The 13099-nt window shown below is 68.4% G+C and carries 11 protein-coding genes; 5 read left to right on the forward strand and 6 right to left on the reverse strand.

Features of this window, described 5'->3' with window-relative positions:
* Positions 1-8: 8 nt before the first annotated feature.
* The 5 genes from recN to T8K17_RS08390 all read right to left on the reverse strand — a co-directional run bounded on the left by recN (position 9) and on the right by T8K17_RS08390 (position 4859).
* A complete protein-coding gene (gene recN / locus T8K17_RS08370) occupies positions 9-1682 on the reverse strand; it encodes a DNA repair protein RecN (RefSeq protein WP_322334044.1) in 1674 nt (557 codons plus the stop codon).
* Between the two features lie 4 nt (positions 1683-1686).
* Positions 1687-2511 (reverse strand): outer membrane protein assembly factor BamD, encoded by an 825-nt coding sequence (locus T8K17_RS08375; RefSeq protein WP_322334045.1) that lies wholly within the window; start codon positions 2509-2511, stop codon positions 1687-1689.
* A gap of 202 nt (positions 2512-2713) precedes the next feature.
* Positions 2714-2893: a hypothetical protein gene (locus T8K17_RS08380; RefSeq protein ID WP_322334046.1), complete on the reverse strand. Its 180-nt coding sequence runs from the start codon at positions 2891-2893 to the stop codon at positions 2714-2716.
* A gap of 205 nt (positions 2894-3098) precedes the next feature.
* Positions 3099-4274 (reverse strand): GNAT family N-acetyltransferase, encoded by a 1176-nt coding sequence (locus T8K17_RS08385; RefSeq protein ID WP_322334047.1) that lies wholly within the window; start codon positions 4272-4274, stop codon positions 3099-3101.
* Positions 4275-4391: 117 nt separating this feature from the next.
* On the reverse strand, positions 4392-4859 hold the full coding sequence (locus T8K17_RS08390; protein WP_322334048.1) for a RidA family protein: 468 nt from the start codon (positions 4857-4859) through the stop codon (positions 4392-4394).
* A gap of 559 nt (positions 4860-5418) precedes the next feature.
* Here T8K17_RS08390 and T8K17_RS08395 point away from each other — a divergent pair.
* The 3 genes from T8K17_RS08395 to T8K17_RS08405 all read left to right on the forward strand — a co-directional run bounded on the left by T8K17_RS08395 (position 5419) and on the right by T8K17_RS08405 (position 9350).
* Positions 5419-6834 (forward strand): aspartate aminotransferase family protein, encoded by a 1416-nt coding sequence (locus tag T8K17_RS08395; RefSeq protein WP_322334049.1) that lies wholly within the window; start codon positions 5419-5421, stop codon positions 6832-6834.
* Positions 6835-6869: 35 nt separating this feature from the next.
* Positions 6870-8084, forward strand: coding sequence for a pentapeptide repeat-containing protein (locus T8K17_RS08400; protein ID WP_322334050.1), 1215 nt, complete (start codon positions 6870-6872; stop codon positions 8082-8084).
* Between the two features lie 117 nt (positions 8085-8201).
* Positions 8202-9350 carry an aminotransferase class V-fold PLP-dependent enzyme gene (locus tag T8K17_RS08405; RefSeq protein ID WP_322334051.1) on the forward strand — a complete coding sequence of 383 codons (1149 nt, stop codon included), beginning with the start codon at positions 8202-8204 and terminating at the stop codon, positions 9348-9350.
* A gap of 13 nt (positions 9351-9363) precedes the next feature.
* Here the strand turns inward: T8K17_RS08405 and T8K17_RS08410 are convergent, their stop codons facing one another.
* Complete coding sequence (locus tag T8K17_RS08410) at positions 9364-10083, reverse strand: hypothetical protein (protein WP_322334052.1); 720 nt, start codon at positions 10081-10083, stop codon at positions 9364-9366.
* A gap of 251 nt (positions 10084-10334) precedes the next feature.
* Here T8K17_RS08410 and T8K17_RS08415 point away from each other — a divergent pair, with 251 nt between their 5' ends.
* Both T8K17_RS08415 and T8K17_RS08420 read left to right on the forward strand, forming a co-directional pair.
* Positions 10335-11579 (forward strand): MFS transporter, encoded by a 1245-nt coding sequence (locus T8K17_RS08415; protein WP_322334053.1) that lies wholly within the window; start codon positions 10335-10337, stop codon positions 11577-11579.
* Positions 11580-11610: 31 nt separating this feature from the next.
* Positions 11611-13086, forward strand: a complete 1476-nt coding sequence (locus tag T8K17_RS08420) for an NAD(P)/FAD-dependent oxidoreductase (protein WP_322334054.1) — start codon at positions 11611-11613, stop codon at positions 13084-13086.
* Positions 13087-13099 lie beyond the last annotated feature (13 nt).

The raw sequence follows: 13099 nt of genomic DNA on the forward strand, positions 1-13099 counted from the left end.
CTCTGGACTTAACGCTGGGACTGGTTCAGCAGGCTGTCGGCGGCGGCGCGGGCCTCGCTGGTGATCGCCGCACCGGACAGCATCCGGGCGATCTCCTCCCGGCGCTGCTCGGCGCTCAGGCGGACAACGTCCGTGGCGGTCACCTGGTTCTGCACCCGCTTGGCCACGTGCCAGTGATGGGCGCCCTGGGCGGCCACCTGGGGCGAGTGGGTGACGACCAGCACCTGCAGCCTTGTCGCCAGCCGCGCCAGCCGGTCGCCGACCGCGGCGGCCACCGCCCCGCCGACGCCGGAATCCACCTCGTCGAACACCAGGGTCGGGATCGGGCTCGCTTCGGCCAGCACCACCTTCAGCGCCAGCAGGAAGCGCGACAACTCGCCGCCGGACGCGATCTTCGACAGCGGCCCCGCCGGCATGCCGGGGTTGGTGGCCACCTGGAAGGCGACGGCGTCGAGACCGGCCGCTCCCCAGCGGTTCTCCTCCTGGCGGCTGACCATCGTCTCGAACCGGGCCTTGTCCAGCTTCAGCGGCGGCAGCTCCTTGCCGATCGCCACGTCGAGCTTGGCGGCGGCGGCGGCGCGGGCCTTGGACAGGACCTCAGCGGTCTCGATATAGGTACGCCTTGCCCTGTCCTCGGCGGCGGTGAGCGCGCCGATCTCCCCCCCCTTGCCGTCCAGGGCGGCCAGGTGATCGGCGAACCGGCGATGCACTTCCGGCAGCCGGTCGACCTCCACTCCGTGCTTGCGGGCGAGGTCGCGCAGAGCGTGCAGCCGGTCGTCGATCTCGGTCAGGGTCCCGCCATCGGCCTCGATATCGGCGGCCGCCGCGGCGATCTCGGCGCTGGCGTCCTCCAGCTCGGCCGCGGCCCGGTCCAGAGCGGCCAAGGCGGTATCCAGCCGTCCGCCGGCCCGGTCGGCCACCCGTTCCAGGGCACGCTGGGCGCGGGCGACGGCGTTGTCGGCGCCGCCATCCTCGGCGATCGCCGCGCTGGCGGTGTTCAACGCCTCCACCACGGCCTCGGCGTTCATCAGCATGGACCGGGTTTCGGCCAGCCGGCCCTCTTCCCCCACCTGCGGCGCGATCTGGTCGAGCTCGGCGACGGAATGGCGCAGGTATTCCTCGTCGCTGCGGGCCTTCTCCAGATCGGCGCGGGCGGACTCCAGCGCCACCAGGGCGGTGCGCCAGGCGCTCCAGGCCTTGGCCACGCCGTCCGCCTGGCGGGTCAGGCCGGCGAAGGCGTCCAGGGTATCGCGGTGGGTACTGGGATCCATCAGGCCGCGCTGGTCGAACTGGCCCTGGATCTCCACCAGCACGTCGCCCAGCCGGCGCATCAGCCCGACGCTGGTCGGCTGGTCGTTCACATAGGCGCGCGAGCGGCCGTCGGCGGTGACCACCCGGCGCAGGATCAGACTGCCGTCGGAGGGGTGCAGATCGGCCTCGCCGAGAACGGCGTCGGCGGCGGACGGGTCCGCGAGCTCGAAGGCGGCGATGACCGTGGCCTGATCGGCGCCGTGGCGCACCAGGCCGGAATCGGCGCGTTCTCCCAGGGCCAGGCCCAGGGCATCCAGCAGGATCGATTTTCCGGCGCCGGTCTCGCCGGTCAGAACCGACAGGCCTGGCTCGTACGAGAGGTCCAGACGGTCGATCAGCACCACATCCCGGATCGAGAGCGACGCCAGCATGGGGTTAGAACGGACCGACGCCCCAGCCGAACCAGCCGTCGTCGCCGGACTCCGCCGTGGTGCGTGCGCGGCCCTTGGTCGCCAGCGAGTAGGCGTCCTCGTACCAGTCCGTGCCCGGGTAGTTGTACCCGAGCACCGAGGCGGTCCGCTTCGCCTCCTCCTCCAGGCCGAGCGCCATGTAGCACTCGGTCATGCGCAGCAGGGCTTCGGGCACCTGCTCCGTCGTGTCGAATTCGGTGGTGACCCGCTGGAACCGGTTGATCGCGGCGAGATACTGGCCCTGGCGCATATACCAGCGACCGATGCTCATCTCCTTGCCGGCGAGGTGATTGCGGGCGAGGTCGATCTTCAGCCGGGCGTCGCGGGCGTATTTCGAGTTCGGGAACCGTTGAACCACTTCCTCGAAGGACGACAGCGCCTCACGGGTCAGCTTCTGGTCGCGGCCCACATCGACGATCCGCTCGTAGTAGCACAGGCCCTTCAGATAATAGGCGTAGTCGACGTTCGGATTGCCCGGATTGAGCTGGATGAACCGGTCGAGGGCGGCCACGGCGTCGTCGTAGTCGTTCGACTGGTACAGCGCATAGGCCGACATGAGCTGGGCCTGGGTCGCCCACACCGAGTAGGGATGCTGACGCTCAACCTCGTCGAACAGCGGGGCGGCTTCCTTGAATTCGCCCGCGAGCGCGGCGTTGTAGGCGTCGTTATACAGCTCGGCGACCGGCCGCTCGACATACTCGGCCTCGTCGTCGGTGGAACTGCATGCGGCCAGGGCTGCGACCAGAGCGATCGCGGCGAGGCGCGGGAGAGAAATTCTGAGCGGCGACATCAGCGGGACACGTCCGGTTGCGCGGATGAGCGCAATGTAAGGCGACGGGGGGATGGAGGGAAGGGGAAGTGGGTGGGCCTCCGGATCCCGGCGGTTTCCGGACCTTTAGGCCCCGGTTCGAGCAGCGGAACGCCTCACCCGGAAAATCGAAAGCCCCGCCGAAGCGGGGCCTGCGATTAAGGTTTCGTCGATCCGGACAGGATCAGGCAGCCAGCTTCACACCGTTAGCCGCAGTGGCCAGGGCCCACGGATCAATCCGCAGGGTCTCGCCGTTCGTCTCGGCGACCGAATCGGTCGTGGCGGCCAGGTTGAGGATCGTGTCGAGATCCAGACCGGTCTGCTCGGCCGCTTCGAGCGGCGTAAGCACGTAGGTATCGCGCATTGTGCGACCTCCATGGTGATAATCATCAATGGGTCATTTGTGGCCCATGGTAGGCGACTGCGCTGCAGGAGCGCGTTGCGGGGTCGCCTCACCGGGTGTTGCTATGCACTTTATGTCCGGTTGCCCGGCTCGCAAGGGTTTCGTGACGAAAATCTTGCGAACGGCGTTCCCTGTGACATTGAAGCAACAATTCCCGAAGAAACTGTTAATCGTCTTTTCGAAACGGCGATTCTTCTAACAGCAGCTCTTTTTCGTGGGAAATCTGCCGGCGTTCGCGCGCCAGGAAATCCTCCACAGCATCGCGGAAACCGTCGTCCAGGATCAGGTGGTTGCTGTAGGTCTCCACCGGCAGGTAGCCGCGCTGGATCTTGTGCTGGCCCTGGGCGCCGGCCTCGACCTTGGCCATGCCGCGCTCGATGGCGAAGTCGATGGCCTGATAATAGCAGGCCTCGAAATGCAGGAACTTGTACTCCTCCGTGCAGCCCCAGTTGCGGCCGTAGAGCGTGTCGCTGCCGATCAGGTTCAGGGCGCCGGCGACCGGCCGGCCGTCGCGCTCGGCGACCACCAGAAGCACCCGCTCCGCCATCCGCTCGCCCAGCAGCGAGAAGAAGGTGCGGTTCAGGTAGGGCGAGCCCCATTTCCGGTCCGAGGTGTCCATGTAGAAGGCGAAGAACGCGTCCCAGTGGCGCTCCTCGATGTCCTTGCCGACCAGCCGGCGGATGACGAGGTCGCTCTCGGCCACCTGGCGGCGCTCCTTGCGGATCGCCTTACGCTTGCGCGAGGACAGGGCGTCGAGGAAGTCGTCGAAGCTGGCATAGCCGTTGTTGTGCCAGTGGTACTGCAGGCCCTTGCGCTGCAGGAACCCGAACTCGCCCAGCCGGTCCCATTCGCCCTGAGGCACGAAGTTCACATGGGCGGTCGTGACGTTGAGCTGGTTCATCAGCGCGACGATGCCGCCGGCCAGGATCTCCTGGGCCCGCCCCCGGTCGATGTCCGGGCGGATCAGCATGCGCGGGCCGGTCACCGGCGTGAACGGCACGGCGGAGAGCAGCTTGGGGTAATAGCGCCCGCCTGCCCGCTCATAGGCATCGGCCCAGCCCCAGTCGAACACGTATTCGCCCTGGGAATGGCCCTTCAGGTAGAGCGGCATGGCGGCGGCGAGGCGGCCGTTGGCGTCGTTGACCGCCAGGTGGCGCGGCAGCCAGCCGGTCTGTGCCCGCACCGACCCGCTTTCCTCCAAGGCGTTCAGGAAGTCGTGGGAGAGAAACGGATTGGCCGCGCCGGCGCAGGCGTCCCACTCCTCCGCCGCGACCGCGGAGATCGCGGGCAGGACGGAGACCTCTTCGGCCAGGTCGGTCTGGATATCGGTGCCGTCGGGCATGGGCGGGATCCGCTGCGGTCCTCCACTGGCATCGAGGTGGGGCGGCCGTGCCGCGAAGCAAGGCCGCCCCCGATCGATGTGCTCCGCCGTCCGGCGGCGGAAGGCTTTCCGGCGGGATCAGGCGAGTTCGAACACCGCTTCCACTTCGACCGCGACGCCGCGCGGCAGGGCATTGGTGCCGACCGCGAAGCGCGAATGGCGGCCCTTGTCGCCGAACACCGCGACCATCAGGTCGGAGGCGCCGTTCACCACCTCCGGCTGCTCGGTGAACTCCGGGGTGCAGCGCACGAAGCCGCCGAGCTTCACCACGCGGGCGACCTTGTCCAGGTCGCCGTCGCAGGCGGCCTTGGCCTGGGCGATCAGGTTCTTGGCGCAGATCTCGGCGATCTTGCGCGCGTCGTCGGTGGAGAGATCCTTGCCGACCACGCCGATGCCTTCGATCTTGCCGTCGACCATGGGGATCTGGCCGGAGACGAAGACGAGCTTGCCGCTCTTCACATAGGGGACGTAGTTGGCGGCGGGACTCGCCGGCGTGGGGATGTCGATGCCGAGTTCGGCCAATCGGGCGTCAATGGTGCCGGCCATGGCAGAGTCTCCTTCGATGGACGCTGGAAAAGGATCGAAGGCCGAGCCTAGCCGGGCGGCGCCGCACATGCCAGAGCCGCAATCGAACCGACCGCCCTGCCTCGCGCCGTCTCCGGGCGGGACAGCGGGGCACCTGAAAAAGCCGGGTGCGCCAAGTCTCAGGCGGGCGCACCCGCTAGGCTGGACGGAGAACCGCCCTTAGGAGCTTCACAGGGTGGTGGGAGAGGGCGCGAAACGAGCCGTGGCCTCTCCCGCTTCCGCCGCCGGGGAAGCGACGGAACTCTGCGCGCCGGGCGATCCGCTCCTTCAAAGAGATCGCAGCGCAATCCTGTTCCGATTCGTTATATATAGTGCCGAAAAATCCTTCGGAACACAATATATATTCGATTTTCCCGTGTGGCTCCGAAGGATTGTGTCTCGCGCTCTCTTTCGTCTTTTCGGCGCCGGTCCGCGACGATGCAGGGCCGGTCGACGAGCGAATATTCCGGTCCACCGGTGAGGTCTTGGCGCGGGCAGGGCGGCGGGCCACTATGATCCCCTCTTCTTCCTGGGGGCCGCCATGTCCAGCTTGCTCAGAAACGATCTCGACGTCCTGCCGCCGCTCGGCACCCTGGCCCGCGGAGAGCCCATCCAGGTCTTTGCCGCCCCGCCGGGCACCCCCGCCAAGCCGCAGATCGCCCGGGCCATGGGCATCGAGATGTGGGACACCGCCGGCAACCGCTATCTGGATGCCAGCTCGGGCCCGGTGGCCTGCAACCTGGGCTACGGCAACCGGCGGGTGCTGGACGCCCTGACCTCCCAGGCGGAGGCGGCGGCCTTTGCCAACGTCTCGCATTTCGAAAGCAAGGCGAACCGCGACTTCGCCGAGCGGCTGGCCGAGGCGGCCGGCCCGGGCTACGAGCGGGTCTTCGTGGTCTCCGGCGGATCGGAGGCCAACGAGGCGGCCCTGAAGCTCGCCCGGCAGATCGCCTTGTCCCGGGGCGAGGCGTCGCGCTGGAAGGTGATCTCGCGCCTGCCCTCCTATCACGGCGGCACCCTGGGGGCGCTGGCGATCACCGGCGACCCCTCGGCTCATGCGATGTTCGGCCCGATGCTTCAGGAGATGCCGAAGGTTCCGGCGCCGGTCACCTACCGCATTCCCGACGGGATGGACGAGGAGAGCTGGGCCCTGAAATGCGCCCAGGAGCTGGAGGACAGGATCGTCGAGGAGGGGCCGGACAGCGTGCTGGCCTTCATCCAGGAGCCGGTGGGCGGCGTTTCCACCGGCGCGCTGGTGACCCCGGCGGCCTACATGACCCGGGTCCGTCAGATCTGCGACACCTACGGCATTCTGCTCATTCACGATGAAGTGATGAGCGGCGGCGGGCGCACCGGCGCCTTCCTGTCGCACGACCACTGGCCCGACTGCCGGGCCGACCTGATCGTCATGGCCAAGGGCATCGGAGCGGGCTATCTGCCGCTCGGCCTGGTGCTGGCGCCGCGCGACCTGGTGGAGAAGGTGGCGGTCGGCGGCGGCTTCCTGCACGGCCACACGGCGCTGGGCAACCCGCTGTCCTGCGCGGTCGGGCTGGCCGTGCTGGAGGAGACGCTGGAGCACGGGCTGGTGGAGCGCTCGGCCCTGCTGGGCGCGGAGCTGAAGAAACGTCTGTGGGACATGTCGACCCGCTATCCGATCATCGGCGACGTGCGCGGCAAGGGTCTGCTGATGGCGGTGGAGTTCGTCGCCGACCAGGAGACCAAGCGCTCCTTCCCGATCCCCGCGGGCGTGCCGGCCGCGGTCTCCCGTATCGCAATGCAAAACGGTTTGATATTGTACACGCGACGAACGAACGGCGGTCGGGACGGAGACTGGGTGATGGTGTCTCCGCCGCTGGTGACGAGCGACAGCGAGCTCGATGAAATAACCGACCGTCTGGAAAAGTCGTTCTCACAGGCAGAAGCCGAATTTTCTTCCCTGCGGGTGGCGGGGGATTAACCAAGTTTTAAGCACGTAACGGCGACTGTGGGCGGATGAGCATCCAGGGTCACTTAGCGCACGAAGCGGTTGAACGGAAACTCGCGAGCCACCGGCTTTGGTTGGAGGGCGCCGCCGAGGGTCAACCGGCGTCGTTTGCCCATACCAACCTCTTCGGCTCGGATTTCTCCGGTCAGGATCTGCGCGAGGTCGATTTCGGCGGCGCCGATCTGCAGGGCGTGCGCTTCATCGGCTGCAACCTGACCCGGGCGATCTTCGCCGGCGCCGATCTCTGCGGTGCGTCGTTTCGCGGCGCCACCCTGGAAGAAGCGGATCTGACGGGCACCCAGCTCGTCGGCACGATCTTCGAAGGCGCGGACCTGCGCGGGGTGTCGCTGCGCGGCGCCAGTGGGCTGCCGTCGAAGAATGACAGCCGGGCCGCCTTCGCCGGCGCCTCGGTGAACTTCGCCGGCGCGCGGATGCACCGCGCCAACCTGAAGGGCGCGAAGCTCGATCAGGCCCGCATGGCGCAAACCGACCTGACCGGCGCCAATCTGGAGCGGGCAAACCTGCGCCGGGCCTCCATGTCCGGCGTGATCCTGCGTAACGCTAACCTGGTATCCGCCGACCTGAGCGAGGCCGACCTCAGCGACTCGCTGGCGACCGGCGCCGATCTGTCCGGCGCCCAGCTCGACGGCGCGACCATCGACCGGGCCAACCTGATCGGCGCCCGGCTGCGCGATGTCGACCTCAGCAAGGTGGACACGTCCAACGCCCGTCTCGCTCCACCGGCCGATATCGTGGCCGCCGAGGTGCAGCGGACCCTGGTCGAGCATGACCGCTGGGTGCGCAGCGACGGCAAGCGCGGCTCGCGCGCCTCGCTGGACGGGGTGGATCTGACCGATGCCGATCTGCGCGGCCTGAATCTGTCCGGCGCCGACCTGCGCGGCGTGATCATGCATCGCGCGCTGCTGACCGATGCGCTGCTGGTGCTGGCGGACCTGTCGGGGGCGGACCTGTCCCTGGCCTCGCTCGCCCGCTGCAACCTGTCCGGTGCGATCCTGTCGGGCGCGAACCTGTCCCGGGCGGACCTCACCGACGCGATCCTGACGGCCGCCCCGCTGCTGTCGAGCCACGGCGAGAATATCGGCCGAAAGCAGGAGACCCGCCTGAACGGCGCAAACCTGACCGGGGCCGTGCTCGACGGCGTGAAACTCGACGAAGCCCGCCTGGAGGGCGCGCCGCCGAAGAAGCTGCGCTCCGACAAGTAGCGCGCGCCGCTTCCGGCCATCTGTCGTCCATCGCCCATCGCTATGTCTCTGCACTCTTAACGCCGGTTCCGCGCGGGCGTAGGCTGGTCGTGTTCCGCCGCTGCAGAGGCCGAGATCGTGACCCCCGACACCATTCGCCCGCTCTTCGAGCTCACCGACGACGTCGTGTACATGAACTGTGCCGCCCAGGGCCCCGCCCCGAAGGCGGCCGCGGAGGCAGGTCGGCGGGCCGTCTCCCGCAAGTCCCGGCCGTGGGAGCAGGAGCGCAACGGGCTCTCGCAGGAGATGGCCAGGGCGCGGGAGCTGTTCGCCGGCTTCATCGGCGCCTCGGGCACCGACATCGCCCTCAGCACCGCGACCAGCTATGCCGTCGCGGTCGCCGCCCGGAACATCACCCTGGAGCCGGGTCAGAGCGTGGTCGTGCTCGAGTCCCAGTTCCCCTCCAATCTCTACGCCTGGCAGCTTCTGGCCGAGCGCAGCGGCGCGACCATGACGGTCGTCCCCTGGCCGTCCGACGGCGACTGGACCAGCGCGGTTCTCGAGCATATCGGCCCGGAAACGGGGCTGGTCACGCTGCCCAACGTCCATTGGGTGGATGGCGGCACGCTGGACCTCGGGCCGATCGCCGACGTGGCCCATGCGCAGGGGGCGGCGATCTTCATCGACGCGACCCAGTCGATCGGCGTGCTGCCGCTGGATGTCGCGCGGATCGATCCGGACTATGTGGCGTGCTCGGCCTACAAGTGGCTGCTCTCGCCGGACCAGTGCGGATACCTCTACGTGGCGCCGAGGCGCCAGCACGGCGAACCGGTGGAGCATAATCACGCGGCGCGGATCGGCGACGGGCCGATGACCCTCTCGCCCGGATACGGACGCACCTTCCAGCCCGGCGCCAAGCGCTTCGACCAGGGGGCGGCCGATGCCATGATCCACCTGCCGATGGCCGTGACGGCCATGGAGCAGATCGCCGAATGGGGGGTGGAGGCCATCGCCAGCGGGATCGAGCCGATCGTCGACCGGATCGCCGACGAGGCCGCCAACAGGGGCTGGGGCGTGCCGCCGAAGCCCTACCGGTCGCCGCATTTCATCGGCCTGACCCTGCCGGAGCCGCCGATGCCCGATCTCGCCGAGCGGCTCGCGGCCGACAACGTCCATGTCAGCCTGCGCAGCGGCCGGGTGCGCGTGGCGCCTTATCTGTTCAACCGGGTGGAGGAGGTGGAGATCCTGTTCGCCGCCCTGGACCGGTACGTCCGGTCGGCGGCCTGAACGCCGAGGATCCTCAGCAGGCCGGGGCCGAGCGCACGGCGCCGCGGCCGGTGGCATCGACCGAGGGCGGCCGCGGCGGCAGACGCCGCTGACGGACCTCGCTCATGTCGATGAAGGCCACGCCCTGGCCGAGCACGCCGATCGCGGCGGTCTTCAGGGTCTGCTCCATCTTCTGCTTGGAGAAGCGGATCACCGGATCGGTCACGGCGATGATGAAGGCGTTCTCCAGCGCCCGCTTCAGCACGTCCGGCTGGCTGGTCAGCACGCGGATCGGCTCCTCGCGGTCGAAGGCGATGGCCACGTTGCAGGAGGCCTCGAACCGGGAGGTCAGGTCGCCCATCGGCGGCTCGATCGCGATCCGGAACGGCAGCGGAATGACGATTGCCGCCTGCCGCGCCGCCTGAAGCCGCAGCCGCAGGAAATGCGCCGCGATGGAGAGCAGGGCGAAGATCACCGACAGTTCCAGCAGGTTGCGATAGTCGCCGGGTGCGAAGATCGGTGCGCCGCCCGACAGGGTCAGCGCGTTGTCCAGCATGTAGATGGTCAGGGTGAGGATGAGCGACAGGGCCGCCATCAGCGCCGTCGCGACCGTGAGCAGCCAGAGGGTGTAGGGAACGTCGACAACCTGGCCGAGGGCCGGAGAGGCAATGGGTTTCGGCATCCGGGGCGCGGGCACGCGGACGATGGGAGCCGGACCGTCGTCCTCCATCATCATGTCCGTCGTGGCGCTCATAGCCGACTTGCCCTTCTCATACTCAAAAGGCGCTATATGCCTTCTGAATGAATATAGAATATGAGGTCTGACGTTTCAATCAGCAAGATGAATCGCGATCTCCCCGTTCAGGCGCGAGGCAATGGATACGCATCGCACCCTGCGACCGAACGCGCCGGTGCTGGAGGGGTTCCAATCTGCGCTAAGATCGTGTGCCATCCCCTGCGTCGCCGACGCCGCCGGCATCCCCCACGGCGAGACCGGACCCCAGTATGATCGACCATCCGATTCTGCGCACCTTGGCGCATCGCGAATACGGCCTCTATACGCTGGGCAACGGCGTATCGCTGATCGGCATGTGGGTGCAGCGGGTGGCGCTGGGCTGGCTGACCTGGGAGCTGACCCATTCGGCGACCTGGCTCGGGGCGGTGGCCTTCGCCGATCTCTTCCCCTCGGTGCTGATCGGGCTGATCGGCGGGGTGGCGGCGGACCGGCTCGACCGGACCCTGGTGATCTTCGCCTGCCAGGCCTTGTCCATGGCCCTGGCCGTCGTGCTCGGTATCCTGACCCTGACCGGGAACATTTCGGTCGAGGTCGTGGTCCTGATGACCTTTCTGAACGGGACGGTGATCGGCTTCAACCAGCCCTCCCGTCTCGCCCTGGTGCCGAGACTGGTGCCGCGCGAGCGCATCACCACGGCGGTGGCGATCAACTCCATGGTGTTCAACACGGCCCGCTTCATCGGACCGGCCATTGCCGGGCTGGTGATCGTCTGGGCCGATCTCGGCTGGGCCTTCATGGTCAACGGGCTGAGCTATCTCTGCCTCCTGGCGGCGCTGATGGTGATCCGCGCGCGCAATCCGTCCATCGGTCGGGAGGGCGGCGTGCCGCGGGCGCGGCGCGGACTGCTCGGCGATATCGCGGAGGGCATGCGCTACGGGGCCAACGATCCGGGGCTCGGCCCGATCCTGCTGCTGCATCTGGTGACGGCGATCTCGGTGCGCGCCATCACCGAACTGCTGCCGGGCTTCGCCGACCACGTCTTCGGCGGCGGCGCCGATACGCTCGCGATGATGACCTCGGTGACCGGAATCGGCGCCATCGTCGGCGGCTGGATGCTGGCCGGACGGCGCCAGGAGGGCGGGCTGGTGCCCATCGTGCTGGTCGCTTCGATCGTGGTCGCCCTGTCGGTCCTCGCGGTGGCCCTGTCGGGCAGCCTGTGGGTCGCCCTGCCGGCGCTCGGCATCTATGGCGCGTCCATGGTGGCGGCCGGCGTCGGCACCCAGACCATCGTCCAGCTCGCCGTCCCCTCCGATATGGTCGGCCGGGTGCTGAGCCTGCACGGCGTGATCTTCCGCGGCGGCCCGGCCATCGGCGCCCTGGCCATGGGGGCGGCGGGCGACGTGGTCGGACTGCAGCCGCCGGTGATCGTCGGCTGTGCCATTGCTCTGGTCGTCGTCGCGGCTATCTGGATGCGGCGACGTGCCATCTCGGCGGCGGTCGACCATACGGAGTGAAGTTTCGTCACAGGACGGGGGAGGGTGGGGGATGACGGTGACCGACACGGCGGGCCTGGGCCTGCAGGCGCTGGAACAGCGGGTGGCGGAGGATCTGCCGAAGATCGCCTATCCCTCCGGCCGCTGGGTCACGCCGCACCACACCGCCGACGGCACCCGCATCCTCGACGTGCTGATCGTCGGCGGCGGCCAGGGCGGCACCGCCATCGCCCATGCCCTCACCCGACAGCGGATCGTGAATTTCCGAGTCGTCGACGACTCCGAACCGGGCCTGGAAGGCCCCTGGAACACCTATGCCCGCATGGCGACCCTGCGCTCGCCGAAGGCGGTGACCGGGCCGGATCTCGACATCCCCTCGCTGACCTTCCAGTCCTGGTTCGAGGCGCAGCACGGCACGCTCGCCTGGGAGGAGCTGAACAAGATCGATAAGGGCGACTGGGTCGCCTACCTGCTGTGGCTGCGCCGGGTGCTGGGGCTGAGCGTCGAGAACGGCAAGCGGGTGGAGCGGATCGAGCCGGCCGAGCCGTATCTCGTCGCCACCATCCGCGACCTCGCCACCGACCGGCTGGAACGGGTGACCGCCCGCAAGGTCGTGCTGGCGACCGGCATCGAGTCGTCCGGACGCTGGTGGGCACCGCCGGTCATGGAGAGCGTCGACAAGCGATTCTGGTCTCATACCTGCGAGGAGATCGATTTCGCCGCCCTGGCCGGCAAACGGGTGGCCGTTCTCGGCGCCGGCGCCTCGGCCTTCGACAATGCGGCGACGGCGTTGGAGGCGGGGGCGGCGTCGCTGACCCTCTGCGTGCGCCGGCCGGAGCTGCAGCGGGTCCAGCCGTTCCGCTGGCTCAGCTTCCCGGGCTTTCTGGGGCATTTCCACAGCCTGGACGACGTCTGGCGCTGGCGTTTCATGAACTACCTGCTGTCCATGCGCGAGGCCTTCCCGAAGGAGACTTGGGCGCGGGTCGCTCGGCACGAGACCTTTGAACTTCGAACCAACGCCGCCTGGGATCGGATCGAGGCGGTGGGCGACGCGGTGCGGATCGAAACCCCGTCGGGCGCGCTGGAGGCGGACTACCTGATCGTCGGCACCGGCTTCGACATGGACCTGGCCCTCAAGCCGGAACTGGACGGGGTGGCGGAACATGTGGCGCGCTGGTCCGACCGCTACGTCCCGCCGCCGGGGGAGGAAAACCCGCGCCTCGGCCGCTATCCGTATCTCGGTCCGGCCTATGAATTGCTGGAGCGCGAGCCCGGCAGCGCGCCCTGGCTGAAGCACCTCCGGCTCTTCACCTTCGGCGCGACCATGAGCTTCGGGCCGTCGGGCGCCTCCATCAACGCCATGAAATTCGCCGTCCCGCGCATGGCGTCCGGCCTCGCCCGCGACCTGTTCCATGAGGATGTGGCCGACCACTGGGAGAACCTGACCAGCTTTCAGTTGCCGGAGTTCCTGTTCGACGGCGAAGAGGGCGAGGCCGCCCCGGCGGTGCCGGTGATCGACCGCGGGTAGGGGGAAGGCCGGG

Source organism: Thalassobaculum sp. OXR-137 (assembly GCF_034377285.1).
In the GTDB taxonomy this organism is placed as follows: domain Bacteria; phylum Pseudomonadota; class Alphaproteobacteria; order Thalassobaculales; family Thalassobaculaceae; genus Thalassobaculum.

What these genes read in the sequence shown, in the direction of transcription:
- T8K17_RS08415 (WP_322334053.1), top strand. Translation starts at nt 10,335, where the DNA reads ATGATCGACCATCCGATTCTGCGCACCTTGGCGCATCGCGAATACGGC.
- T8K17_RS08410 (WP_322334052.1), bottom strand. Translation starts at nt 10,083, where the DNA reads ATGAGCGCCACGACGGACATGATGATGGAGGACGACGGTCCGGCTCCC.
- T8K17_RS08380 (WP_322334046.1), bottom strand. Translation starts at nt 2,893, where the DNA reads ATGCGCGATACCTACGTGCTTACGCCGCTCGAAGCGGCCGAGCAGACC.
- recN (WP_322334044.1), bottom strand. Translation starts at nt 1,682, where the DNA reads ATGCTGGCGTCGCTCTCGATCCGGGATGTGGTGCTGATCGACCGTCTG.
- T8K17_RS08400 (WP_322334050.1), top strand. Translation starts at nt 6,870, where the DNA reads ATGAGCATCCAGGGTCACTTAGCGCACGAAGCGGTTGAACGGAAACTC.
- T8K17_RS08395 (WP_322334049.1), top strand. Translation starts at nt 5,419, where the DNA reads ATGTCCAGCTTGCTCAGAAACGATCTCGACGTCCTGCCGCCGCTCGGC.
- T8K17_RS08385 (WP_322334047.1), bottom strand. Translation starts at nt 4,274, where the DNA reads ATGCCCGACGGCACCGATATCCAGACCGACCTGGCCGAAGAGGTCTCC.
- T8K17_RS08390 (WP_322334048.1), bottom strand. Translation starts at nt 4,859, where the DNA reads ATGGCCGGCACCATTGACGCCCGATTGGCCGAACTCGGCATCGACATC.
- T8K17_RS08375 (WP_322334045.1), bottom strand. Translation starts at nt 2,511, where the DNA reads ATGTCGCCGCTCAGAATTTCTCTCCCGCGCCTCGCCGCGATCGCTCTG.
- T8K17_RS08420 (WP_322334054.1), top strand. Translation starts at nt 11,611, where the DNA reads ATGACGGTGACCGACACGGCGGGCCTGGGCCTGCAGGCGCTGGAACAG.